Genomic DNA, 26,690 nt, shown 5'->3' with positions numbered 1-26,690 from the left:
CATGAGCCACAAAGGCAACTACTTCGACAACGCGGCGATTGAAAGCTTCTTCGGCACCCTGGAGGTCGAATACTTCCATCTCGAAAGGCCCGACAGCATTGATGTGCTCGAAGCGAGCGTGCATGATTACATCCACCACCACCACAAGCGTATCAAGCTCAGGCTGCAGGAGCTCAGTTCGGTATAGTGCCGATTGAGAAGCACTGCCTTAGCGGAGGTATCGTGACCGTCCAACTTCTGGGGGGGGCAGTTCAAACCCGGCGCGGTTTATGCTGCTCTTTGTCGGTTACCTGGCTGTATTGAGCGACTGTGGAAGCCGTCATGCGCAACGAACAGATCGGCCTTCCAGGCCCGCCCCCGGCCACCATGCCCTTCATCGATCATGGCCCGGCCAAGATCGTGAATCCACGCTCAAACCGCTGCACTTCGACTGCAGCATCACCCCTGAAAACCTGCACACGGGCACCTGCGCCACGTGGCGCCTGTGCGCCGCTCGACTCCACCAAAGACCAAAATGGTGGCGAAACCAGAGGCGCATCGAGCAATTGTCCTGCATCGGAACTGGCATTCGCCTGCAACTGGCGATAGGTCTGCATCACCTTGCGCACATAGTCGTGCGTCTCGCGGTAATTGGGAATGCGGTTGCCTGAACGCCGCACCGCCCCTTCTCCTGCGTTGTAGGCGGCCAAAGCCAGTTCGACCTCACCATCAAACAGCCGCAGCAGATCTTTGAGGTAGCGGCTACCCGCATCCACATTGACCTGAATCCCATGCAGGTTTCGACGCAGGTCTGCCGCATCCGTGCCCGGTACACCGTAGCGGCGTGCAGTGTCCGGCATCAACTGCATCAGCCCGATGGCTCCCTTGGGCGAGATCGCTCGCACGTTAAAGCCGGACTCAGCCTCGGTCACGGCATGCAGCAGCATATAGTCCAGCCCATGTCGCTCGGCTGCCTGCTCAAGAACACGCCGTACCTCTGGCGGGGCCCGACGGCTAGCTGGTCCCGTCGTCACGTTAACTTGCGCCATATCCTTGAACAGCAATCGGTAGTTCTCGTCAAGCGGCTTTTCCGCAAACTGGGCCTGCCCATCTGCATCAAAGGACACATAGACATCCGCACCATGCGCGGGTACCGCCAACGTCAGCCATATCATCAGTACTAGCCAGTAGCTGCCGATACGCCCATCGACCGTATGGGATATCCAGAACATGAACGCCTGCCTCGCCTATAATTACATGATAATGATTCACATTATACTAATAAGAGGCGCACGCTCGTAAAACAGTGGAACAGGCGCATTTTGACCGGGGCTTGTTGTGGGGGCCATGAATGCAGCACGACGCCGGGGAAGATACACAAGAGGCCAACATGCGGATTCTGTTGGTTGAAGACGACAACAAAGTGGCCTACTGGCTAGGCGCCAAGTTTCAGGCTAAGGGTCACTATCTGATGCTGGCGACAAGTGGCGAACATGCCTTGAAGTTGCTGGCGTCGCAGGTATTCGACATCGTCGTGCTTGATCGCATGCTGCCAGGCATTGACGGCATCGAGGTGCTTGAGCGTTTGCGTGGCAAGCGCCACCCACCGGTGATCATCCTCTCGACCATCGACCAAGCCAGCGAACGCGTGGTCGGCCTGCGTGCGGGCGCTCAAGACTACCTAGGAAAACCATTCGACTTCTCCGAGTTGCTGGTGCGCATGGAACTGCTGGTGCAGCGCACGGATCGCTTGCTTAAGCGTGAATCCCGTCTGTACGTGCAGGATCTGCAAATCGATCTGATCCTGCGTGAAGTCTCACGCTCAGGTCAGATCATCGATCTCACAGAAAAAGAATTTCAACTGCTGCACACCTTGGCGGAACATGCCGGACAAATCGTGCCGCGTGGCATGCTGCTAGAAAAAGTCTGGGGTCTTCAATTCGACCCCCAGACTAATTTGATCGACGTGCACGTCTCCAAGCTTCGCGCCAAGATCGACAAAGGTTTTGATACGCCTTTGCTAAAAACCATCCGGGCAACAGGCTATGTTCTTGGCTGACATTTGCGCTGCCCGGCCGTCATGGGCTGATCGCCTGCAGTTGGTCTGGCATGACTGCAACAAGGCCTGGGCGCCGTTTTGGCGCAGCCTTCCAGCACCGCCCACACAATCCGTGCGGCCACGCCCCGGTCTCCCTCGCACCAATTATTTCCACCAAGCGGCCTGTTTTTCATATGTGTTTCTGCTGGTCACGCTCGCATCCGTCATATCGGCCCAGCTTCTGCTGGAACAGGTGCTGAACACGCACGTCAAAGACATGCTAAACGCCGAGATTCAGGCGCACAAGATGCTGCAACAGCACGATAGCGCCGAACAACTTGCTGACACCTTCCGCGGGCGCGAAGGCCTGACGATGCGGCGCGAGCGGGCGGTGGCCGTCCAGGCTACCGATGGCCGGCTGCTGTTTGGCGCCGCAGAACTGCTGTCACCCCAACTCTGTGCGGATAACAGCCCTTCCTGCACGGGCTGGTTGCAGGCGCTGGTGACATCAGGCAAACACCGCGATCACCAATGGCTGGGGCTGTCCTACCCCTTGCCTGACGGTGGTCGATACATCATCGCTTATGACATTCTGCCGATGATTGACCGTCTGTATCCGATTCCGCTGGCAGCTGGTCTCAGCATCTTGACCATTCTGCTGGCAAGCCTTTGGGCGGGCCTGTACTTCAGCCGCAGTGCCGTGCGCCGCATCAACCGCATACGGCACACCATGCGGCTGTTCGCACACGGCGACTTGCAGGCGCGCGTACCCATGTTCAACACTCATGACGAGTTCGACTTGCTGGGGCAGGACGTCAATCGCGCACTGACACGCATCGAGCGTCTGATGGAAGAGGTGCGCAACGCCACCAACCATATTGCCCATGAGCTGCGCTCCCCCCTGACCCGCCTGCAGCAACGCCTGAGCAATATCGCCGAGGCGGCCAGTGACGACCCTGCCATTGGCCTGGAGCTCGAGCTAGCAGAGGAGGAGACGCAGCACATTCAATACCTGTTCCGCACCGTACTGCGCATCAGCGAGATTGAAACCGGCCGCTGTCAACAGGAGTTCTCCACCATCCGCTTGCTTGATCTGTTTACCGACATCAAGGACTATTACGACGTCCTCGCCGAGCGGCGGGCGATCACGCTGGCATTGGCTACCGTGCACCCGGCATCAGACGAAGTGATCATCGGTGATCGCCCGCTGCTGTTTCAGGCACTGGGCAATCTGGTCGACAACGCCATCAAATACTCTCCCATGCACAGCACCGTAACACTGATAGCGCGCGCCGTACCCAGCGGTCTGGAAGTCGGCGCCGCAGACGAAGGGCCGGGCATTGATGCGGATCTGCACGATCAAGCAATACAACGGTTTCAACGGCTCAACCATGACCGGACCGTGCGCGGGCATGGCCTCGGCCTGGCGTTGGTTCAGGCCGTCGCCGAACTGCACGGCGGCCATCTGGTGCTGCGCGATAACAGCGACTACCGCAGCCACTCTCAAGCTGCAATGACTACAGGCTTACGTGGGCTGCAGGTCTGCCTGTTCATCCCGACACCAGCGGCGCCAGTTCCTAGTCCAGTGCCGAAGACGCCGCAATCATGAAGCATTCTTAATGATCCCGTCATTGCCCTTCAATCGGAAATGATTTGCAATATAGCCATCGAATGGACAGCTCAGTCTTGAGACTTGTCCCGCTTCTTTCTGTTTCTGTCCTTGTTTTTTTTGGAGCAACTCCTGTGACTTCCCGGATCCGACAATTCCTGCGTGACGAAAGCGGCGTTACCGCCATTGAGTACGGCATTCTGGCTGCAGCCATGGCGGCCGCGATTGGCGTGATCTTCGGCTCTGATGGTGCCTTTATTACCGCACTGCGAGAGAAATTCAGCAGCATTGCCTCGGACATCACCGCCTCCGGCACCGATATCAAGGACTCGGCCAATTAAGGCCCAGACGCCCCATCAGCGCCCTGCTACCGCTTGCCGTGACCTGCATCATCGTTATTGCTGCCATCGTATGGACATCGGTAACAGACCTGCTCTACCGCCGCATCAGCAACCGCATCGTTGCCACGGTGCTGCTGCTGTGGATGGCACGGACAGGTTGGTTGTTGACATTCGGCACCGCTGATGGCGCTTCGCTTAGCGGCCTGCTGCCTGCTTCTATCGTGCTGGTGGCAGGCTATCTGCTGTTCAGTATGGGATGGATGGGCGCTGGTGACGTCAAGCTGATGGCCGTACTTTGCCTGTGGATGAATGACCAAGCTTTGATCTTTCTGATAGCCACAGCGCTGGCAGGTGGATTACTGGCGCTGTGCATGCCTGTGATGCGACATCTTGAGCGGGCGCTGGCGCTGGCGCTGATACAGGTCGCCGGGAGATGGCCGCGACTGGGCATTCCCGCTCCCTATCTCTTTGGCAATGCGTCTGGCAACGACCTACCCTACGGCTTGGCCATTGCTGCGGGCGCAGGATTCACGCTCTGGCTCGGCAGTTAGCTGTCGCTAGCCTAACCCAGACCCTTTTCACAGAGATCCGCCAATGAAGGTGCGATCCGCACTAAACATTGAATAAAAGCACGAATCAGTCACATTTGTTATGAAAACTCGATCCTTGATTCTTCTGGTTGGCGCGATCACGCTGGCCGCAGCCACTGCACTGGTGGCACGCGCCCTCATGCGACCACCACCACCAGTGACCATCATCAAAGAAGTCGAAGCGCCAGCAGCACCCAACCAACGCGTGCTCACAAGCAGCCGGACATTGGTGCCCGGTGACTTCATTGACGGCGCAGCCTTGAGCTGGCAAGAACTGTCCAGCGATGCGGTGCGGGTCGATCATCTAACAGCCATAGGTGAGAGCGCACGCCGGCAACTTGAGCGTGAACTCTATGGGGCAACGCTTCGTCGGCCTGTTGCCGCAGGTGTTCCATTAACACGCGATGCACTGGTATATGCCGGTGAGCCGGGGTTTCTGGCAGCGGTGCTCACGCCCGGCATGCGTGCGGTATCCATCCCTACCAATGTGGTGGCGAGTAACGCCGGCCTGGTCAATGCAGGAGATCGGGTCGATGTCATCCTGAGCCTGAACCGCGACGCGCTGAGCCCGCCAACCGACACACCCAACAGTACCTACGCTGCCTTGGCTGCACAGACCATCGTGCATGACGTGCGGGTGCTGGCGCTCAACAGCAGCACTGCCAGTATCGCCCCAACAGCTAACGATTCTTCGGAAGATCAGCCAGCCAACGGCAGAAGTGGCAACCGTGCCAATGCTTCTACACGCGCATCTTACGAAAGCATCACATTGGAAGTCACACCAGCCGCGGCAGAACAACTGGCACTTGCACGCGAGGTCGGTGCTTTGCAGGTGGCACTACGCAGTGTTCGTGACCATGATGACGCAGCGAGTGCCGACCCCAGCGCACTGGCCGAACTCGCACGTAGCAGCCGCGAGGTGACACGCATTGGCGATACGACCTCCATCTTCAACGGAATCACAAACCACACCCAACGGCCCATTACCGTCAAGACTTACCAAGGTGCCCAGCAGGGCCAACAGATCTTCGGCGACGCTCCCTGATGCTGCGACTGCATCCCGTTAGATGTCATTTCGCCAACACCGCTGCGTAGCCTTTGTTGCGCCAACTCCTGTCACTAGTTTCATCCCTGCCATGACCATATCCGCGCCTTATGTCAGGCTGCTCACCGCTGTCACGCCACCAGAGCTGCTGATCTCGCTGGGCTTGCTGGCCAGTACTGCCGCTGCCGCCACGGAAGCCACGCAACTGCCCACTGTTGCCATCAACACTCAGCCGACCGATTTGCCGGCACATTTGCAAACCGTGCAGCAAACCGGGCAAGTCACCTTGCATGTGCGTGAAGGCAACCTGCTGCAACTGCCACGGGCTGCTGCCAAAGTGCTGGTGGCAGATCCCCGCATCGCCAGTTTTCAGGTGCCCTCCCCTACCAGCGTGTTCGTGTTCGCCCAATCCGTAGGCACCACGACACTGTATGCACTGGATGCACAGGATCAGGTGATTGCCGCCATTCGCGTCATTGCCGAGCACAACCTCAGCGAACTGCGCGAGCAAATCAAACGTTCGGTGCCCGGTGTCAACATTGAGCTGGAGCCGGCCCTCAACAACCGCATGATCGTGCGCGGTAGCGTACGCACGCCGATGGAGGCGCGCCAGGTCGTCGAGCAGGTCCAGGCCTATCTCGATGCAGCGCGCAGCAGCAGCGGTGCGGCCGGTGGCGGCGGAGCAGGGGGGAGTGCCGGCGCATCCACCAGCAGCGTTATCAACCAGCTCAAAGTCCAGCTGTCCTCGCAAATCAACATCCAGGTGCGCGTGGTCGAAGTCTCGCGTTCGCTCTCGCACGAACTCGGCTTCGACTGGGGCGCAGCGCTGAATAGTGGCAGCGGCAGCCTGGCCTTTGGCACGGGCAATGCCACAGCACTGTTCGACGCCAGCAGCGCCTCGGCACTGCTGCCCGCAACCAGCACCGGCGGTGCGATCCTGGGCGGCATCACGACGCGCGGACGTTTCAGTCTCGGTGGCCTGATCTCGGCCCTCTCCAGCGAGGGCATGGCCACCTTGCTGGCCGAGCCCAACCTCACCGCCATGTCCGGTGAAAGCGCGGCGTTCGCCGCAGGCGGCGAAGTGCCGATCGTCATCATCACCAACAACAACGTACAGATCGACTACAAGTCCTACGGCGTGATCCTGCGCATGACACCCACGCTGCTTTCGCCCAACCGCATCAGCCTGCACATCGCTCCCGAAGTCAGCGAGCTGACCGACGAAGGCTCGGTCACGCTCTCCGGCGGCTCAACCATTCCGGCGCTGAAAGTACGCCGCGCCGACACCACCGTGGAACTGGCCAGCGGCCAGAGCTTTGCGCTGGCCGGCATGCTGCGTTCGACCACCTCCCAGACCATCTCCGGCGTGCCCGGGCTCAGCAGCATTCCCTGGATGGGACGCCTGTTCGAGCACGAAGCGTCGGCGAAAGAGGATACCGAACTAGTCATTCTGGTGACGGCCAACGTCGTCGACCCCGTCGCCGCGGGCGAATTGCAGGTGCCCGGCCGAGGCCTTCCAGCCATCGACGAACACCTGCCGCAACAAGCCGCCATCGGCTACCTGTACTGATGACAAAGAGGCACCCAACCATGCGAGCCCATGCTTTCCTCCCCCGTCCCTGGCGATTTGCCGTACTGGCGCTACCCCTGCTACTGGCCGCCTGCGAAAGCCCGCTGCACGCCGTGCGCGAACACCGTTTCGGCTCCGGCACAACACCCGCAGCCCCCTCGGTACGCCCGCAGGCGCTGGCGCTGGCATTGCAAGCCGCCCCGGATGGGCACGGCCTGACGCCCGAATCACTGCAGCAGGCAAACGCCATGCTGACAAGCCAGGGACGGCTGTCCAGCCAGGTGCTGACCATCACGCCCTTCAATGCGCGCGGTGAACTGCTGGCCCCACGCCTGGCCGCAGCGCTGCAACGCGCCGGCGCGCAAGCGCCACGCATCGCCCCCATCCCCGCTGGCGAACGGCTGGCGCAGGCCGGCCAGGCCCACTGGGATCTGGAGCTGCAATCCGAAGCCCTGATCGTCGACGTGGCCGACTGCCGTATCGCCGAGAACAGCGCATGGACCATCCACCCCTACTATGGCATCGGCACGCTCGGCTGCGTCAACCGGGCCAACATCGCCCGCATGACCACCGACCCGCGCGACCTCGATCGACCACGCACGCTCGATGCCACCGACGGCACCGTGGCCGCCGCCGCAGTGCAGCGCTACCAGGAAGGCGACATCCACGACCTGATCGACATCGACTTCGAAGAGGATTGACCGGCCATGAGCGATACCACCCCCGACACCCGTGGCGATGCACCAGCAGCACTGGCCGTCTTCGCCAGCGTCGCCGATTTGCCCGCCATCAATGATCTGCTCGGACGCCTGCGCCGCCCGGTCGACGCATCGCACGTCGGCGGCCCCGCGCAGGCCAGCACCTGGAGTGCCACGCAGCCCTGCCCGGCCCTCCTGCTGGTGGACATCGACGGTGTGCAAAACCCGCTGACGGCCCTGCTGGAGCTGGCCACCCAATGCGGCCCCGGCACCCGCCTTATTGCACTGGGCAGCCGCCAGGACATCGACTTCTACCGCCAGTTGCTCAGTGCCGGCATCTTCGACTACCTGCTCAAGCCGCTGCGGCTGGACGTGCTGGCCGACACGCTCGCGCGCGCCGACGACGACGTGCCGCTGGGCCAGTCGGGCGCGGCGCGCGTGGGCCGCACCGCCGCCTTCGTCGGCACGGCCGGGGGCCTGGGCTGCAGCACGCTGGTAGCCGCGCTGGGCCAGTGGCTGGCCGGCACCCGCCAGCTGCCGACCGCGCTGGTCGATTACGACCGTCGCAATGGCGACCTGCCATTGCTGCTGGGCCTGGAGGCCGATGCCGGCCTGGCCAGCGTGCTGGAAGCACCGGCCATCGACGCTCGGCTGCTGCAGCGCACGCTGCAGGCCGTGCAGGCGGACGCGAATGCCGCCGCGCGCCTGCACTTGCTGGCGCAACGCCCCGGCACGGAATCACCCGTTCCCGCCGATCGGACCCTTGAAATCGGCGGCGCGCTGGGGCAATTGTTCTCCCTGTCGCTTTGGGATGTGCCGGCGCACCGCCCCGCCGGCAGCGACGCAGTGCTGGCGCATGCAGAAATCCGCGTCGTCATCACCGAGCTGAGCGTGCAAGGCGCGCGCAACACCCACCGCCTGCTCAGCGAAATCGGCGACGAAAGCCAGGGGCAAAGTCTGCTGCTGCTCAGCAGCTCCGCCCATCAGGCCGGCCTGCCAGTGCTGGAGGTGGCGCAGTTCGAGGACTTCGTCGACCGCGCCATCGACCTGCACCTGCCCCATGCCGGCAACGCCCTGGCGGCCAGCCTGCTGCAAGGCCCGCTGAATGCCGATGCTGCCCCCGCCTATGCGACCGCCGTCGCCCGTCTAGGCCAGCAACTGCTTGGTTTGCCGCAGCCGGATGAACAGCCCGCCGGGCTGACGCAACGTCTGGCAGGCCTGCTGGGCCTTCGTGCCAGGCACGCCGGCAACGCCAAGAGCGCCCGCGTCAGTGCGCGGGCCTGAGTAACCAGCTCTCCCTGATTGCCGACAGAGTCCGTCACACCATGCTGCTTCGCAAACCCACCCCGGCAGTGCCCGCTGCCACAACGCCCATCACCACAAGCCCGCAAGCGCCGGCCGCCGCCCCGCTGAACACAGCAAGCGCCGCTGCGCAGCAGCTACCGGCCGGCGCCGATGCGCATCGCGCTGCCGCGGCGCGCCGCCCCGGCAGCGTCCCCCCGGCGAGCAAGCCGGCGCCGGTGCAGGGTGAGCACGCCAGTCAGCGCCGCATCATCCGCGACGAACTGTTCGCGCAGATCGACCCGCTCAAGGCAGCCAGCATGCCACGTGAGCAATTACAGGTTCAGATCGATGCGCTGATCCGCCGCATCTGTGATGAACAGCGCTTGCAGCTGGCCAGCCAAGAAGAGGATGCAATTGCGCGGCAGATGCTCGACGAGATGGTCGGCATTGGCCCGATCGAGCCGCTGCTGCACGATGACACTGTCAACGATATCCTCGTCAACGGCGCCCGCCAGGTATTCGTCGAACGCTTTGGCAAGCTCGAACTCACGCCCATCACCTTCATTGATGAGGAGCATGTCTTCAACACCGCGCAGCGCATTGCCGCACAGGTAGGCCGGCGCATCGACGAAGCCAACCCGATGGTAGATGCCCGACTGCCCGACGGCAGCCGCGTCAACGTCATCACACACCCGCTGGCGCTGGGCGGAACGACTATTTCGATCCGCAAGTTCATGCGGCGCGATCTGTCCGTGGAATCCTTGGCCGAGCGTGGCGCCATGTCCAGCGAGATGGCGACGCTGCTACGTCGTGCCATGGAGGCACGCCTGAACGTCATCGTCTCGGGTGGAACAGGCGCGGGCAAGACAACGCTGCTCAATGCGCTCTCGCAAAAAATCGATCCGCAAGAACGCATCGTCACCATTGAAGACTCGGCGGAGCTGCAATTGCAGCAGCGCCACGTGGTACGGCTGGAAACTCGGCCCGAAAGCACCGAGGGCACGGGCCGAATCGACCAGCGTGACTTGCTCAAAAACGCCTTGCGCATGCGCCCTGACCGCATCATTCTCGGCGAGGTGCGTGGCGGCGAATGCTTCGACATGCTGCAGGCCATGAACACTGGCCATGACGGCTCGCTGTGCACGGTGCACGCCAACAGCTCGCGTGATGCGCTCTCGCGGCTGGAGAACATGGTGATGATGGCCAACATGCAACTGCCGCTGGCTGCCATTCGGCGCCAAATCGCCAGTGCGGTGGACATCATCGTGCAAATCGAGCGCATGCGCGATGGCGCGCGGCGGCTGGTGTCCATCGTCGAAGTCTGCGGAATGGAAGAGGACGTCATTCAGACGCAGGAGCTGTTCAGCTTCCGCAGCCGCGCGGGCTCCAATGCCACCCGCGTGCTGGGCGAGCACATCAGCAGCGGCCTGCGCCCGCATTTCTATATCGACAAGGCCCACCTGTTCGATCAGGACGCCGCCTGACGCCCGAAAGCTGCCATGCTCGATCTCTTCACCCTGCTCGTATTCCTGCTGGTACTCGTGGGCTTCTATGCCATACGCTCAATGAGCCGACGCCGCCAGCGCGAAGAAGCCATTGCCAAACGCATGGCATTGCTGCGCCAGCAACTGGAGCAGGCAGGCCATAGCGCAGCCGTGCTGGAAACCGAAAACTCCATAGCACTGCCTACCGAACGGACTCTGCTGCCTGGCTGGCCATGGCTGGGCCAGCGCCTGGAGCGTGTGCGTGCAGGCCTCACCACCCTGGGCTGGCATAAAAACCTGCGCATGCGCATCGTGGCGAGTGCCAGCGCAGCCTTCATTGCTGCACTGACACTGGCCCGCATGACCGGCACCTCCTTGGTGCTCGCCCTGCTCATAGCGCCCATCCTATGGCTGCTGCTGTGCACCTGGGCCTACCAAACGGCCATGGCCAAGCACTTGGCTGCGCTGGCGCGGGCATTGCCCGAAGCAATCGATGCCATCACCCGCGTCTGCCGCGCCGGCGTACCGCTACACGGTGCCTTCAGCGCGGCAGCAGACCATCTGCAGGGCCCCTTGTCCGCCGAGTTGCGCCAGATTGATCACTGGTTGAAGCTGGGCATGCCACTCAAGCAGGCCATGCAACAGTCAGCCACGCGCGTGCCAATGGCTGAATACCGTTTCTTCGCCGTCATCCTGATCATCAGCCAGGAATCGGGCGGCCGTTTGGGCGACACGCTGGAGCGCCTGGCTTCCACGCTCCGCGCACGCGCCGAACTTGGCATGAAGGTGCAGGCCAAGACCTCCGAAGCCCGCGCCTCGGCCAAGATCGTGGCCATGCTGGTGCCGGGCGTGCTGCTCTATATGTATCTCAACGCCCCGGATGACTTCCGGTTCATGTTCAACGATTCTGCCGGCATCAAGGTCATGGTCTATGCCGCCATCAGCGTGGGCCTGGGCCTGCTGATCACGCACCTGATGGTTCGGCGTATCCGTTGATTCTCTACCGGGAGCCCCCCATGACAACCATGTTCTCCGACCCCTTCGTCCGCGTCCTGCTGCTGATATTTGTCGCCGGGCTGGCGCTGACGATCTGGCTCTGGCGCAGTGCCACACGCGCCAATCCGCTGCATGTCCGGCTCAGCGCCGCCCCAGGCAAGCATCTGACGCCGGTCGCCGACCCGGCCGCCATCGTGCGCACCGGTGCACCACTGCCGCCGATGCTGACGCGTATTGCTGCTTTTGGCGAGAAGCTTGGTGGTACCGGACAGGACAGACAAGCCAACATCCGCCTGCTGGCCCAGGCCGGCTGGCGCCGTCCCGAGGCGCTGGGCCTATTCATGGCCATCAAGTACGGTTGTGGCATTCTGCTGCTCAGCGTAGCACTCTGGGGCGTGCTGGGCCCGCAGGATCGCTTCGGCCTGACCGGCCTGGCGGTGGGCCTGATCGCGCTATTTGCCGGCACTACGCTGCCGGAATTTTTGGTCAAGCTGCGCGCCGCGCGACGCCATGAAGCCCTTTCGCGCAGCATGCCCGACGCGCTCGACCTGATGGTCATCTGTGCCGAGGCCGGGCTACCCTTTCCGCGCATTCTCAAGACCGTCTCACGCGAGTTGGCCCTGAGCGCCCCGACCATGGCCGACGAACTGGCCTACACCAGCGCCGAACTGCAACTACTGCCCGACCGCACGCTGGCCTTGCGCCACCTGGCCGAGCGCACACGAGTGCCCACCATCGAGAGCATGGTCGGCTCGCTGGTGCAGGCCGAGCGCTACGGCACGCCGCTGGCGCAGGCGCTGCGCACCATTGCCGAGGAAAGCCGCAGCCGCCTGATTCTGGAGCTGGAGGAAAGGGCCGGCAAGCTGCCCGCGCAGCTCAGCGTGCCGCTGATGACGCTGATTCTCCCGCCCGTCGTCGCCATCGTCGCAACCCCCGCGCTGATGCGCGTCATCCGCACCCTGCTGCAATGAAGATATTCCTCACCACCGCCCGCTGGATGCTGCTGGCCGCGTGCACGCTGCAGTTGACCGCCTGCGGCGGCATCACGCTGCAAACTGCCGGCGAAACCAGCACCCGCAACTTGGCAACACCCGTCGTCAAGACGCAGGCATCAACCGCCGAACCCCAAAAAGCCCCGGTTTCCGCCGCTGACGGCCTGAAACTGGCCCGATTGCTGCGCGACCAGGGCCGTTACGAAGCCGCCGCGGGCGTCTACGGCCAACTGGAACAACGCGGCGACCTGCAGCCGCTGGAGCTGCTGGAATATGCCAGCGTCGCCGCGCGGGTGCAGACTCCGCAGGAAAGCTTGGCGCTGTACGGACGGGCACGCCGCGCGCTCGAAGCCGGCCAGCAGCCCGTGCCCGCAGCGGCCCGTGCCAATCTTTGCAATGGTCTGGGCCGCGCCCGCATGGCCACCGGTCAACGCGATGCGGCACTGGCCGATTTCGACTGCGCACTCGCAGCCGACCCCGACAACGTCACAGCGCTCAACGCCAAGGGTGTGCTGCTGGATGCGCGCGGCGAACACACGCAGGCGCAACAGTTGCTCACACGCGCCAGCGAACTCGACCCCGCCGACTTCCGCATCCTCAACAACCTGGCGCTGTCACACCTGTCCAGCGGCGATACGGCCCAAGCCATCCGCCTGCTCTCGCAGATCGAGGCGCCGCAATGGCCCACCCTCAAGCTCAACCTGGCCTTTGCCCAGAGCATGACGGGCGATGACACCGGCGCCCGCAAGACGCTAACCACCATCATGACACCGGCGCTGGCCGGGCAGGCCCTGGCCGATTTCAGCGAGCGGCGCGCGCGCATCGCGGCAGGCGCCTCGGTGGCCGAGGAATTGCTGGCCGCCAGCCGCCAGTTGCTGCCGCTGCGCGAAGCGGGCAGCCAGGAGGGCGACCGTGGCTGAATACACCACGCACCGGCAGACCCGGCCGCGCCAGCGCGGCGTGCTGTCCGTGGAGGCCGCCTATGTGCTGCCGGTGGTGATTGCCGCCGCCATGATCTTCATGGAGCTGGGCAACGTCGGGCTGACCATCAACATGGGTGCCAGCGCCTTCGAGCGCGCCATGCAGCAATTCCGCCAGGATGGCGTACTGGCCTTGCAGGACGGCAGCGCCGACATGGAGGCGCTGCTGCGCGAGCGCATGGCGTCAGCCTCGCATGGCTACCTTGCGGAGGACAACATCATCACCATCGACGTACAGACCTATACCAACCTGGACGCGCTGGGCGATGGCACCGCCAGTCAGGAAGATGCCGACGGCAACACCGCAACAGGCGGTGATACCGACGTGCCCGCCTGGCGCGTCTCAGTGGAGATTCGCAAAAGCTTCATTACCCCGCTGCCTCGGCTGCTGGGGGTGGACAACAATGCCTTCCGCTACCGCTATCAGCAAGTGCTGGCCTATCTGCCGCAGCAGGAGCGCGCCGAATGAGCCTGCCTCTTCAACGAACGCTGAGGCGCATACTGAACCAAAGGCTTGCCTCTCGCAACGATCGGCAACCGCCCAGCCATTGGAACAATCTGCGCCAGCGTGGTGCGATCGCAGTCGAGGCTGCGCTCGCGCTGCCCATCCTGATCGGCATCGGTTTGATCGGCGCGGATATCCAGCGCATCCACACCGAGCGCATCCGGCTCGAGAACGCCGCCGGCGTTATGGCTATCAACCTCGCCGTGCAGCCCGAGCTGAGCTTGGCCGGGCTGGACGCACTGGCCGATGCCGCCATGCAAGGCCACACCGATCGCCAGCAACTCATCATCCTGAGCGTGCTGCAGTCCGGGCGCATCGCCTGGGCGCTGCAGCGCGGCGGCGCCGACGACCTTTGCGAGCCCCAAAGCGCCGCAGGCAGCTACACCGGCACCTTGCCGGAAGACCCGCCCGAAGACAGCGACGCCACCGCCGACGACACCGATGCCAGCACGCTGTCGATGGTCGTGGTGCGGGCCTGCCGCGACACCAGCGACATCGCCCTCTCCGGCGGCCTCGTCATGCCACAGGTCCTCGATACCACCAGCATCTTCCGCGCCAACAGCCTCAACATCACCCTCGATGAAGACCTCCAGGCAGAGAGTGATGCCAACGGCCTTGCCTACAGCAGCACCTAGGACGCTTAAGAGAAGGAGACATCATGGTCATACGCATCCCCTTTGCCAGAACCTCCCCCACCCCACAGTGCGCAAGACAACGCGGTGGTGCCACTGTGCTGCTGCTGCTGCTCATCGTCGCCGTCATGGCACTGGCTGCCTACAGTGCCGACGGCCCACGCATGACGGCAGACGCCGCCCAGCTCAAACGCGCCACCGATGCAGCAGCACTGGCAGCCACCCAAGCCTACGCGGAAGATGGTGAAGCGGACATACAGGCCATAGCCGAGCGCTACATCAACGCCAACCTCGGCATGGATTCTGCGCAAACGGGCAATCAGTTGCGCATCACCACCACCATCATCGAATCGGATGGCGACGAGGGAGTGCGGGTCAGCGCCACCTTCGAGGCCGCATCCCTGCTCAATGGCGCGGGGCCGCAAGACGTCACCGTGTATTCCACTGCCGTGGCACGCAACAGGACGCTGGAAGTAGCACTTACGATTCCCAACACCCTCAGTGAAAACGCACCCAACCTCTCCGTACTACGCCGCTTGGGCAAGGATTTCGCACAAAACCTTATCGGAGAGCGCGACAACGTCTTCCTCTCGCTGGTGCCTTACAGCCAGATCGTCAATGTCTACGATGCCGCGCACCCTAATCGCATCCGCCAGTGGGCGGCTCCCGGCGCACTTAACCCTGTGGAGCTGACCTCTCTATTCCGTAGTGGCTACGGTAGTCTGGCAGACAACCGCATCCCCGACCGCCGCGCGAATTTGCTATGTCTATACCGTGGCTTGAACCAAGGTGAAAACTATTTTTGGGATCAGGCACCCAGCGGCCAATTCCTCATTCACTATCGCCACGACCTGCCAATCAATGGCAGTCCGGGCGCCCCGCCCATTTTCTGGGTTGGACCGAACCCGGATTTCGGCAAAGCCACCGGCGTTAACGACACACGCTATATGACAGCAGATCGCGGCTGCCCGCATGCCCCACTGCTTCCATTGACTAACGACCTGGGCAAAATTGCTGACCGGCTGGACATCATGTCCACCCGCTTCAACAACAATCACGCTATCGCTATTGGATGGGCTGCCATGAGCCTGTCGCCTGCCTTTCGAGGCAGTGCAGGCTGGGGGCTGAGCGATGACCTCCCCAAGGATTTCAAGGCTGATGGCGGCAACAGCTATAAGGCCATCATCTTATTGGTTAATTCCAGTGGACTGCGTTGGTTTGATTCCGACGCCTACAACAGCTATGTGGGCCAGCCGATCGATGGCTGTAGCAGCACAGGCTCGAGTTCAAACTCCAGTGGGGACGATGATGAAGACAGCAGCAGCGGCTCCGGGGCGAACAATCAAGTCGCCTGCAATGACGATGCCATCATCACCCGCCGTTTTGCCAATCTGTGCGAAAGCTTGCGTGAGCACGACGTACGCTTTTTCATGATCGTCACAGGCAGTGACGAAGTTGATGACAGCGATACCCCTGAGGCCGACACCATACCAAGTGCATCAGCCTTCCGCCGGATCGCAGGTGCCGGCCTGCGCACCTGTGCCGTAAAAAATACCGACCTTACTTACTACAACGGCCTGGACTTCTCTGTGTCCGAAGGCAAGTTTTCCGATCGCCTGGAAGACATCATAAGTGAGCTGCGCCAGCAGACCAACGACATCCGCCTCATTGATTAAGCGCAAGCAAGCGCCAACGTCCATCTGCCACCTGTTTTGACGACTAACGAAAGCAACCATGACTATTCGCAGTCCATTCCAACGCTCCAGCCATGCTCTGGCCCTGGAGCCCCGCATCCTCCTTGATGCCGCCATGGTGGAAACCGCCAAGGAAGTCGCACAACAGTCCACAGAAAGCGATAGCTCTGGCAGCAGCTGGATTGATCGTCCCGTTATCACGGCTGCCCCGGTAGATGTAAACCTCACCGTCAAGGATAGTAATGACGAATTCCCGCAAATTGACCTGTTCAGTGACGTTGACGTAACCCCAAACGGTATCTTTGGTGAAGACGCCACCTGGAATGATGAAGAGCAAAGAACCAATGGCAACCCATTGAACGACCTCACCATCACTGTCAGCACATCTGGCACATCTCACGCCCTCATCATCGACGGCAGCACGGTTTTGCTGGAGAACACCGGCATCATCCCTGGCACCACAGCGGATAACGGCTATACCTACACCGTGCGCGTCAGTGGCTCCACTACTACCATCGTTATCGCCGTCGACTCCTCAAACATCGAGGAAGCCCGCCAATCCGAAGGGGTCGCGCGACTGATCGACAGCATCGCCTATCAAGCGCAGGGCCTTGACGTCTCCACCAGCGACGTATCAGTCAGTCTCCAACTGGACGAAACACGCTACGACGGTGCTCAGGGCAACGCTACCGAAGGGCGTATCACATCCACCATCCACATCACCCGTGACAGTGACCTGCCCGTGGCTCCAAATGTAGGCACCGGGCTTACCGTAGAGACCGCCGAGTCTTTTGACAGCTCAAACGGTGTGCCTGGCGCGGATCGGGTGATTTACTCCGTTGATGGCAACTATGCCTATGCCGCAGGTGCGGGTAGCTTCGCCATCTTCTCCGTCGACGCCAGTGGCCGCCTCACATTAGTCGACAGCGTGGCCGTGGATGGCATGAGCGAAGTTGGCGGCCTGATTGCCAGCAGTGACGGCAAATCCGTCTACAGCCTGTCCAGCAACGGCCAATTGGTAGAAATGGCCGTTGGCTCAGACGGTAGCCTCAGCTACGTCAACAGCTATTCGGTAGGCAGTGGGTCTTCCGGCAGCCTGGCCATCTCTGCTGATGGCAGCCAAGTCTATGCCGACAGTGCCGACCGCCAGATTCGAGTTTTCACCCGGGACGTCAGCTCCGGCAGGCTGGTCGTGTCACAACAATTCCCCGCATCCACCATTGCCACCACCGTCTACGACGCACTGAACGATGGTACGGGTAACTACAGGGGAGCCACCATCACCATCTCCCGTGGTACTGGGGCCAATGCTAGCGATGACTACACACTCAACACCAGCTACGATGGCGGCACGCTGCGGTACAGCGATGGTGAACTGCTGTTTACAGACTATTCAAACTGGCCATATGTCGAAAAGTCCGTCGCCACTTTCATCATCACCGACGGCACGCTCACCATCACCTTCACCGAGGACGTCAGCACCGAGCTCGTCAACCGCGTACTCAGCCAAATCAGCTTCCAGACCAGCACACCAGAAAACGTCACATTGACGCTGAATGTAGGTCAAACCACCCAGAACATCGCGCTTGACGGCAGCTACGAGTTGCAACCCTTGCAAGCGCTGCAAGACGCCATCCGCGCAAGCACCGTCATCCAGGCGGGCAATTACCTGTATATCGTCAATAACGGCGGCAGCTTGTGGGGAAATCGTACGCTGGAGGTGTACCAGCGCAACGGCGACGGCACATGGAGTGTGCTGGACAACGGACTGCAGCTCAGCGCCGACACCGACTGGGACGCAGCGACAGACCCCATCGCCGTGTCGGCAGATGGTCTATACGTGTACCTCAGCGCGCGTGATTCCGGCACATTGGATGTCTACTTGCTGGATGCTGAGTCCGGCTTTCTGAACCCTGTCAACTCCATCGCCCTGCCCGGCGATGCTGACAACGCAAGCGACCTGATCCTTGACGCCGAAGGCAAGACCCTATACGTGCTTACTGACGATGGCAGCGTCAGCATCTACAGCGTCTCCGGCAGCCGTCTAACGCTGCAAGGCAGTGTCTCTGGCGTGGCCAGCAGCGGTGATATGGCACTATCGGATGACGGCTTGTCGCTGGTCGTCGCCAACGGCGACAACATTACGCGTTACAGCCTTGCGCAAACCCTTGATCTGGGCACCAGTCTTGCCTTTGCCAGCGACTTGAGCATTGCGGACAACAATTCCGACAAACTGGCTGATGGTGTCGGCAACTATGCTGGCGCCAGCATTACCATCCGCCCTAGCACAACCAGTGGCAGCTTCGACTTCGAGGAAAGCAATGGCTTGCGCCTCGCTGACGGCAAAATCCTGAGTAATGGCTCGCCCATCGCAGACTTCTCGACGAATGAAGACGGCGCACTGACCATTATCTTTACCAGCGAGACCAGCACTGCCATCGCCAATCTAGTGCTTCAGCAGATCACGTATACCAACAGTGACACTGCCGCAGCTGGCAGCTTGATCACATTAAGCATCACGGTCAGTGACGGCGAATTGATCAGCGACGAACAGAGCGTGACACTGCGGGTCAATACTACGCCCGCGCTGGATGCGTCTGCTGCCGACGGCTATACCTTGGACAACGCTGTCAGCGAGACAGCCTACAGCTTTACCCTGTTTGAAGGCCTGTTCGGCGACATTGACGGTGACGCGCTGACCTGGAGCGTCAGCGGGCTGCCTGATGGACTGGCGTTCGATGCGCTGACACGGACGATCTCCGGCAGCACAACCCAAACGGGCTCCTTCAACATTATTGTCACGGTCGCCGATGCTAGCGGCGGCACCAGCAGCTTGGAACTAGCACTGGAAGTCACACAAGTTGCCAACCGCGCACCGCAGGTCAACACAGATGCGACCACCAGCGTTTCGGGAACGCTCACAGAAGGTGTTGCCGGCAGTGTCACGCTCGACAGCAGCCTCTTTAGCGAGCCTGACGCCGTCTATGGTGACAGTCTGATCTGGACAGTTTCAGGCCTGCCTGACGGCGTAACCTTCGATGCCGCAACACTGACGCTATCCGGCACAGCAACGACTGTTGGCGACTACACATTGACCGTCATGGTCACCGACCAGTCGGGACAAAGTGCTCAGACCGAACTGACAATGCGCGTCATCACTGCGGTTGAAGCGGAGAACCAAGCGCCCAACATCGGCGCCGATGCCGATTCGCTTTACTACGTCGCCGGAACCATCAGTGGTTTTGGCAGCACTGGTACCTACGTCAACGGGCTTGTGCTCTCCAGTGACGAAACCATTTTGGTGGTCGCCAGCAGCACCGGCAACAATGGCAACGGCACGCATTATCTGAATATCTACAGCCGCGACACCACGACCGGCGAACTGACCTTGATTCAGGTATTCACCCAAGGCGCACAAGACGACCCTGACACCGCTGTCATCGAATTGGATGGACTGCAAAACGTCACATCCGTGACCTACTCTGCCGATGGATCGCAACTTTACCTGACAGGCTACGACACCACCGGCAGCACCAGCAACCATGCACTGGTGGCGTTCAACGTCAACAACGACGGCACGCTGAGCTATGTCGGCCACTCGGACAACATCGGCGAGAAGGTGCTGCACGTCAGTGTGGATGAAAGCACTGGCACGCTCTACGCGCTATCGGCTACCACGCTCTATGCCTACGGCGTTGACAGCGCTGGCACGTTTACGCAATTGAGCAGCCATACACCAGCCAACGGATTCGGCACAGCGGTGACCATGCGCGTCGTCAATGACACTGCGTATGTCCTCTCCGGATCACGCTTGACGGTTTACAGCGTCGCCGACAGCGGAGAACTCAGCTATGTTGGCCAGATGGCACGCTCCGGCGACCAACTCACCTATACGAACGCCGATGGCATCAGTGGCGATAGCGTAACGATACCGAATAACGCGCTCAGCGGCAGCATCTCCATGACTGTCTCCGAGCAGGGTTACGTCTACGTCGTTACGACCAACGGCTACCTCACCACGCTGCAGTACGACCAGGCTGCAGGTACATTGGTTTATTTAAATGCAACCAGCGTCTATTCACAGCTCGGCTACTATCCTTATGCCGTGCAAATTTCCGCCGATGGATCCGTGCTGTACGTAGCATCGGCTGCGTCCACCACCATGGTGGTCTACAGCATCGGCGACGACGGTGTGCCCGCAACCTATTCGTCCGTAGCGCTGGGCGCCACCGGCATATCGCGGTTTGCCGTCAGCGCCGATGGAACGTCTATTTACGGCGGCAAGCACCTCTTCTTCGGTAACGTCACGCTCAGCAGCATTCAGGCCGCTGGCGCCAGTGCATCGTACACAGAAGGCGGAGCGGCCATTCAACCGGCTGCCAACGTGAACTTGTCCGATGCCGAGTATGACGCGCAAGGCAGCTACAAGGGCTCGACGCTGGAAATCGTCCGCACAGAAGGTGCCAATGCAGCAGACGTCTTCGACTTCCAGAATGCCAACGGCCTGACACTGAATGGCAACACCATCTTGCTCGACGGTACGGCCATCGCCAGCTTCGAGAGCACGGAGGGCAAAGTTACCATCACCTTCACGGCCGACGTAAGCAAGGAAACTGTCAACGCAGTGCTCCACCAGATCAGCTACGCCAATACCAGCAACGACCCCGGCAGCAGAATCTCGCTCACACTATCCGTAGCGGATGATTACGCCGCAAGTCAGTTTGGCCTGCTGCTATACGTGTCGGAAATCAACGACCCGCCGACCTTGCAAGCCATCGGAAGTGAAACCAGCTACGTGCCAGGGGGCAGCCCCACCGCGCTTTTTGATGATGTCATGGTCTCTGCAACAGAAAGCAGCCAGAGCATCACGAGCATCACGCTCACTGTCTCCGGGCTGAGCGACGGTTACAACGAAAGCCTGGGCATGGCTGGCGACAACGCTGTCTTTCTCATTGATGGCGCCAGCAGCTGGCCGTATTTCTCCATACAAACCGTGGATGCAGATGGCAACGTCCAGCAAGACTGGTACAGCGCCTCAATTTCCGTCAGTGTCGATAGTGACGGCATGGCCACTGTGACGATCACGTCAAGCAACGGACTCCCGGTGGATGCGGCTAAAGCGCTGGTTGAAAGTCTGACCTATGCGAACAGCGCCGGCAGCGAGGCGACTTCTGGCGACCGGGTCATTACCTTGACTTCAATACAGGACAACGGTGGCACCGACGTCTCTGGCATTGACACGACCGAGTTGACCGGCATCACCACAACCGTCAGTGTCGGCCTGTCCAATACCGCGCCCACTGCTACAGCCACCGGCTTAACATCGACTTATGTTGAAGGCAGCGACGGTGTCGCGCTGCTTAGTGATGTCACCATCAACCCCGGCGAGGCTGGGCAAGCCATCGGCCACCTGACATTCACGGTCAGCGGCGTCAAGGACGGCCCCAGTGAGGTTCTGACCATCGACGGCACTGCCATCGCGCTGGTCGAAGGCTCAGGCACCACCAGCAGTGGCCATGCATACACTGTCACGCTCAATACTGAAACCGGTGTTGCCACGGTCTCCCTCGGAGGGGCGAAAGACGGAACATCCGATTACGCCAACTTCTATTTCACCTCCAGCATCTCACTGACAGACGCGCAAGCCATGCTGGAAAGCATGACGTACGCCAATACGTCAGACGACCCAACCGAGGGCGAGCGCAACATTACGTTGGCCTCGCTCACCGACACGGGCGGCACTGCTAATGGCGGAGTCGATACCTCCGCACTCTCGATTGCCGCTACCGTCACCGTCAGTGCGATCAACGATGCCCCCACCATTGATGCGCAGGCAGCCGTGGTCAGCTACAGCGTTGCCAGCACCACCGTCAACTTGTTCGGCGACGTGACCCTGTCCACTATCGAAGCTGGTCAGAACATCCACACGATAACCTTCACCGTTTCGGGTGCCAGCGATGGTGGCAGCGAGATACTGACCGTCGACAACACGGCCATTGCCCTAACTGCAGGCAGCGGCACTACTGTCAATGGTCACATCTATAGCGTCATTGTTGATAACGACGTCGTGACCGTGACTATCAACGCGAATGGCGTTTTGTCCACTGCGGCAGCGACAAGTCTGATCGAGTCAACATCCTATGCGAACAATAGCAACACGCAAACTGCCGGTGCGCGCAGCATCGGATTAAGCATCCAGGACGATGGCGGAACCGCCAATGGTGGCAGCGACAGCGCTGTTCTGACCGCTACTGCCATCGTGACTGTCGTCGAGAATGCAGCCCCTAGTCTGGACTCCAGCCTCGGCAATCACGCATTCTCGATCGCGGACAGCTTGACCAGTATTACCGGGCTATCCAATATTGCGGCCTCGGCCATGAACAGTGCCGGATCAGCCCTGTACGTCGCCAGCAGCGATGGCAGCATCGCCATCCTCGCGATTGATACACAAAGCGGCGGGCTAACGCTGCAGCAAACATTAAGCACAGGCCTGTCATCAATCAACACGATCAATATCAGCGCTGACGGTGGCACTGTGTTCGTCTTGGGCAATGACGGCGATGCACTGGCCATATATACCGCTGCAGACATGCAACTGCAGCAGACACTGGTCACCGAAAACCTGGTCGACTTCTCCATTGCAGAGGATGGCGCGATTTATGCGGTCGATGGGAACTACTCGGGCCTTCGTGTCTATACCCTCGATAACGGCAGCTACACACTCACACAGAGCATTGCAGCATCCACCAGCACTGAGCCTTACCTATTCAGTGGCGTGCGCATCACCGTCTTGGGCAACTACGTTTATGTGGCAACCGACCCAATCGCCGACAGCTTGCCTAACACTTTGATCGTCTACCAGCGTGCCAGCGACAGCACACTCACGGCCTTGGCCCACATCCGGGACGGCAGTGACGCCAGCTTAGGCAGCCCTCTCGCCATCGTGGCATCAGACGATGGCGGAACTGTTTACGTAGCCAATGATGACCGCGTTTCTATCTTCGCTTTCGACAGCATCAGTAACACTCTCACCCAAATTGGCACTATTGACAGTCAGTCCACCATCGGCGCTATCGCGCTCTCTGCTGATGGGCGGACGCTCTATGTCGTCCATGCAGACAGCAGCATAGGCCGCTACCAAGTCTCGGACGATGGCCAACCAATATTGCTGGAGACCCTGCAAGGAGAAACCCTGACGGGTGCAACCAATATCTGGGCGGGTTCAGAAGGCACGCTGGTGGTCAGCGGTGCCGGAGGGGTGACAAGCCTAAGCGACCGTTTAGCGGACGAGATCGAGCTGACCTATGGCGAAAACACCACCATTCCGCTAACGGACATGCTTATGTTGTCCGATGCCGACTACGACATCCTGGGCGACGGCTCGGGCAACTACAACGGCGCCGCCATCGGCATTGCACGCTCGGGCGGCGCCGACGCCAGCGACAGCTATGGCTTTGCCGACAGCAACGGCCTGACCTATGCGGATGGCGTCATTTCGCTGGCCGGCACCGCGATCGCCACCCTCACGGTCGATGGCGGCGCGCTGACCGTCACCTTCACCGCCGACGTCAGCACCGCTACTGCCAACCTGGTGCTGCAACAGATCACCTACACGAACACCAGTGACGATCCCGGCAGCAGCATCGCGCTGGAGCTCACCGTCACCGATCAGTACGACGCCAGCACCAGCGTCACGCTGGCGCTGGCCGTAACGCAAGTCAATGACGCGCCCACCCTCACCAGCACCGGCGCGACCACCAGCCACACCGAAGGCGGCAACGCCACAGCCCTGTTCAGCGGCACCGCCGTCGCCACGGTAGAGAGCGGCCAGAGCATCACCAGCCTGACGCTGGCCGCATCCGGCATCAGCGATGGCACGGCCGAAACGCTGACCATCGATGGCACTGCCATTGCGCTGGTGGCGGGCTCCGGCACCACAGGCAGCGGGCTTGCCTACACCGTCACCGTGGCCGATGGCTCCGCCACCATCACGCTCGCCAGCAGCACCGGCATCACCGCCAATGCAGCGGCCGCGCTGGTCGATGCCATCGCCTATGCCAACGCCAGTGATGACCCTACCGCAGGCGCGCGCACCATCACGCTGACCTCGATCAGCGACGATGGCGGCACCGACAGCGGCGGCAGCGATACCACCGCCCTGGCCATCAGCGCCACCGTCACGGTGATTGCCGTCAATGACGCGCCCACCCTCACCAGCACCGGCGCGACCACCAGCCACACCGAAGGCGGCAGCGCTACGGCCCTGTTCAGCGGCACATCCATCGCCACGGTAGAGAGCGGCCAGAGCATCACCAGCCTGACGCTGACCGCATCCGGCATCAGCGATGGCACGGCCGAAACGCTGACCATCGATGGCACTGCCATTGCGCTGGTGGCGGGCTCCGGCACCACAGGCAGCGGGCTTGCCTACACCGTCACCGTGGCCGATGGCTCCGCCACCATCACGCTCGCCAGCAGCACCGGCATCACCGCCAATGCAGCGGCCGCGCTGGTCGATGCCATCGCCTATGCCAACGCCAGTGATGACCCTACCGCAGGCGCGCGCACCATCACGCTGACCTCGATCAGCGACGATGGCGGCACCGACAGCGGCGGCAGCAATACCACTGGCTTGGCCATCAGCGCCACCGTCACGGTGATTGCCGTCAATGACGCGCCCACGCTCATCAGCACCGGCGCCAGCACCGACTACGCCGCCAGCGGTAATGTCGTGCTGCTGTTCAGCGATACAGTCGTGGACACCGTCGAAGCCAGCCAGACCGTGGCCGCGCTGACCTTCACCGCAGAGGGTATTGCCGACGCCACCGAACAACTGGTGATCGATGACACCGCCATCACGCTGACCGACGGCAACACCGGCAGCACCGCCAGCGGCTACACCTATAGCGTCAGCCTGGCAAGCGACGGCACGGCCACCCTCACCCTGACATTGGGCGATGCCGGGCTGAGCACCGATGCCGCCGCCGCGCTGATCGACGCCATTGCCTACCAGAACGCCAGCAGCAGCGTCAGCACCGGCACGCGTACCGTCACCCTCACCAGCGTGCAGGACAACGGCGGCACGTCCGCCGCTGGCAACGACACCACCGCTCTGGCCATCAGCGCCAGCATCACCGTGATCAACAGCGCGCCACAGGCCGATGCCACCGACTACGCGCTGAGCCCCCTCACGCAAGGTGACACCTACAGCGCAACGCTGCCGGACAGCCTGTTCAGCGATGCGGATGGCGACACCCTGAACTGGAGCATCGACGGTCTTCCCGAAGGGCTCGGCTTTGATGCGAACACCCTGACCATCAGCGGCAGCACCACGGCAGATGCGGGCAGCTACACCATCACCATCACGGCCACCGACGCCAGCGGCAGCACCGCCACGCAGACGCTGGTGCTGACAGTCGCAGCCGCCACGCCGGACGCCCTGCGCACCGACATCGGACACGGCTGGCCGGCCAGCGCCGGCACATCCGCTCTAGCCACTCTGGCCGATCCGTTCGCCGCGCCGGACTGGTCGGCCCAGGTGGCACGCGGTGCACCGCTGACCAGCGCCGCGCTGAACGCCACGGCCTGGACGCGTGCGAACAGCTTCTCGACCGCGGATGGTCTGCTCGACGCCCTGCGCCAACCGCTGTGGGAAGACACGCCGAACGTGTCCGCCGAAGTTCTGTTCGCCGATGGCAGTACGGCAACACCGCTGGTGCTGCTGGCCGCTGCCGATGCCCCTGCGCTCGAAGCCCGTGAGGCACGGGTAGTGGGCCAGTGGGTCTATGACCCCAGCGGCAACCGCATGGTCGCGCAACTGCCCGAAGGGCTGATAGCCAGCCGGCAGACCATTGCCGCGCTGGAGCTGCGCAGCGCCGATGGCCGTGCACTGCCAGCCGGCATTCGGCTGGATCTGACCAGCGGCAGCATCATCGCCCCCGGCGTACGCGCCGCCGCACTCGACCTGTTGCTGGTGCTGCGCACCACCGACGGCCAGAGCCTGAGCCTGCCCGTGCACATCGCCCCGGCAGGCGCCAGGTTGGCCGTCGCGAGCACGCAGGACGATGCCATCGCCATCGCCGCCAAGCCGGCGCTGAGCGATCAGTTGCGCCAAGGGCCCGCCAGTGACCTGCTGCACCAAGCCCAGACGTTGTTACGCCAACTGGCGGAAGCACCACCGGTACATGCAGAAGCCACCGATACCACGACGAACAGTTGACCCACTCCCGCATGTCGCACCATTTTTCCCGGAC

18 protein-coding genes are annotated in these 26,690 nt (G+C 61.7%); 17 read left to right on the top strand and 1 reads right to left on the bottom strand.

The features are described from left to right. The first annotated feature begins 1 nt into the window (after position 1). Positions 2-187, top strand: a complete 186-nt coding sequence (locus tag EV687_RS11080; RefSeq protein WP_162846591.1) for an IS3 family transposase — start codon at positions 2-4, stop codon at positions 185-187. A 193-nt stretch (positions 188-380) separates the two neighbouring features. On the opposite strand, the gene EV687_RS11075 is transcribed toward EV687_RS11080, so the two are convergent. Further along, on the bottom strand, positions 381-1,211 hold the full coding sequence (locus tag EV687_RS11075; RefSeq protein WP_122228822.1) for a lytic transglycosylase domain-containing protein: 831 nt from the start codon (positions 1,209-1,211) through the stop codon (positions 381-383). A 119-nt stretch (positions 1,212-1,330) separates the two neighbouring features. On the opposite strand from EV687_RS11075, the gene EV687_RS11070 reads away from it, so the two are divergent. The 16 genes from EV687_RS11070 (at position 1,331) to EV687_RS10995 (ending at position 26,656) form a co-directional block, all read left to right on the top strand. Next, complete coding sequence (locus EV687_RS11070) at positions 1,331-2,038, top strand: response regulator transcription factor (RefSeq protein ID WP_242612599.1); 708 nt, start codon at positions 1,331-1,333, stop codon at positions 2,036-2,038. A 175-nt stretch (positions 2,039-2,213) separates the two neighbouring features. Next, the gene (locus tag EV687_RS11065) at positions 2,214-3,626 is read left to right on the top strand and encodes a HAMP domain-containing sensor histidine kinase (RefSeq protein ID WP_165392821.1); all 1,413 of its coding nucleotides are present in this window, start codon (positions 2,214-2,216) and stop codon (positions 3,624-3,626) included. Positions 3,627-3,760: 134 nt separating this feature from the next. Then, positions 3,761-3,967 (top strand): Flp family type IVb pilin, encoded by a 207-nt coding sequence (locus tag EV687_RS11060; protein WP_122228826.1) that lies wholly within the window; start codon positions 3,761-3,763, stop codon positions 3,965-3,967. 38 nt (positions 3,968-4,005) lie between these two features. Beyond that, positions 4,006-4,518 (top strand): A24 family peptidase, encoded by a 513-nt coding sequence (locus EV687_RS11055; RefSeq protein ID WP_207226446.1) that lies wholly within the window; start codon positions 4,006-4,008, stop codon positions 4,516-4,518. Between the two features lie 115 nt (positions 4,519-4,633). Further along, positions 4,634-5,602: a Flp pilus assembly protein CpaB gene (cpaB, locus tag EV687_RS11050; RefSeq protein ID WP_165392820.1), complete on the top strand. Its 969-nt coding sequence runs from the start codon at positions 4,634-4,636 to the stop codon at positions 5,600-5,602. 91 nt (positions 5,603-5,693) lie between these two features. Continuing rightward, a complete protein-coding gene (locus tag EV687_RS11045) occupies positions 5,694-7,172 on the top strand; it encodes a type II and III secretion system protein family protein (RefSeq protein WP_122228832.1) in 1,479 nt (492 codons plus the stop codon). Between the two features lie 20 nt (positions 7,173-7,192). Next, positions 7,193-7,873 (top strand): CpaD family pilus assembly lipoprotein, encoded by a 681-nt coding sequence (locus EV687_RS11040; protein WP_162846593.1) that lies wholly within the window; start codon positions 7,193-7,195, stop codon positions 7,871-7,873. Between the two features lie 6 nt (positions 7,874-7,879). Then, positions 7,880-9,154: a CpaE/TadZ family protein gene (locus EV687_RS11035; protein ID WP_122228836.1), complete on the top strand. Its 1,275-nt coding sequence runs from the start codon at positions 7,880-7,882 to the stop codon at positions 9,152-9,154. A 41-nt stretch (positions 9,155-9,195) separates the two neighbouring features. Beyond that, on the top strand, positions 9,196-10,638 hold the full coding sequence (locus EV687_RS11030) for a TadA family conjugal transfer-associated ATPase (RefSeq protein ID WP_122228838.1): 1,443 nt from the start codon (positions 9,196-9,198) through the stop codon (positions 10,636-10,638). 15 nt (positions 10,639-10,653) lie between these two features. Continuing rightward, positions 10,654-11,634, top strand: coding sequence for a type II secretion system F family protein (locus tag EV687_RS11025; protein WP_122228840.1), 981 nt, complete (start codon positions 10,654-10,656; stop codon positions 11,632-11,634). Between the two features lie 20 nt (positions 11,635-11,654). Next, entirely contained in the window at positions 11,655-12,605 is a 951-nt protein-coding gene (locus tag EV687_RS11020) for a type II secretion system F family protein (protein WP_242612598.1), read from the top strand. Beyond that, the gene (locus EV687_RS11015; protein ID WP_122228844.1) at positions 12,602-13,546 is read left to right on the top strand and encodes a tetratricopeptide repeat protein; all 945 of its coding nucleotides are present in this window, start codon (positions 12,602-12,604) and stop codon (positions 13,544-13,546) included. The genes EV687_RS11020 and EV687_RS11015 overlap by 4 nt, the downstream gene beginning before the upstream one ends. Next, a complete protein-coding gene (locus EV687_RS11010; protein WP_122228846.1) occupies positions 13,539-14,075 on the top strand; it encodes a hypothetical protein in 537 nt (178 codons plus the stop codon). Before EV687_RS11015 ends, EV687_RS11010 begins: the two co-directional genes overlap by 8 nt. After that, entirely contained in the window at positions 14,072-14,746 is a 675-nt protein-coding gene (locus EV687_RS11005; protein ID WP_122228848.1) for a TadE/TadG family type IV pilus assembly protein, read from the top strand. Before EV687_RS11010 ends, EV687_RS11005 begins: the two co-directional genes overlap by 4 nt. 23 nt (positions 14,747-14,769) lie before the next feature. Then, positions 14,770-16,419: a pilus assembly protein gene (locus tag EV687_RS11000; protein ID WP_122228850.1), complete on the top strand. Its 1,650-nt coding sequence runs from the start codon at positions 14,770-14,772 to the stop codon at positions 16,417-16,419. Positions 16,420-16,477: 58 nt separating this feature from the next. Next, complete coding sequence (locus EV687_RS10995; protein WP_130466494.1) at positions 16,478-26,656, top strand: beta strand repeat-containing protein; 10,179 nt, start codon at positions 16,478-16,480, stop codon at positions 26,654-26,656. The last annotated feature ends 34 nt before the right edge of the window (positions 26,657-26,690 follow it).

Origin of the sequence: Corticibacter populi, from assembly GCF_004217315.1 — a bacterium.
Classification (GTDB): domain Bacteria; phylum Pseudomonadota; class Gammaproteobacteria; order Burkholderiales; family Burkholderiaceae_C; genus Lampropedia; species Lampropedia populi.
This window is presented reverse-complemented; position numbering and strand designations above follow the sequence as displayed.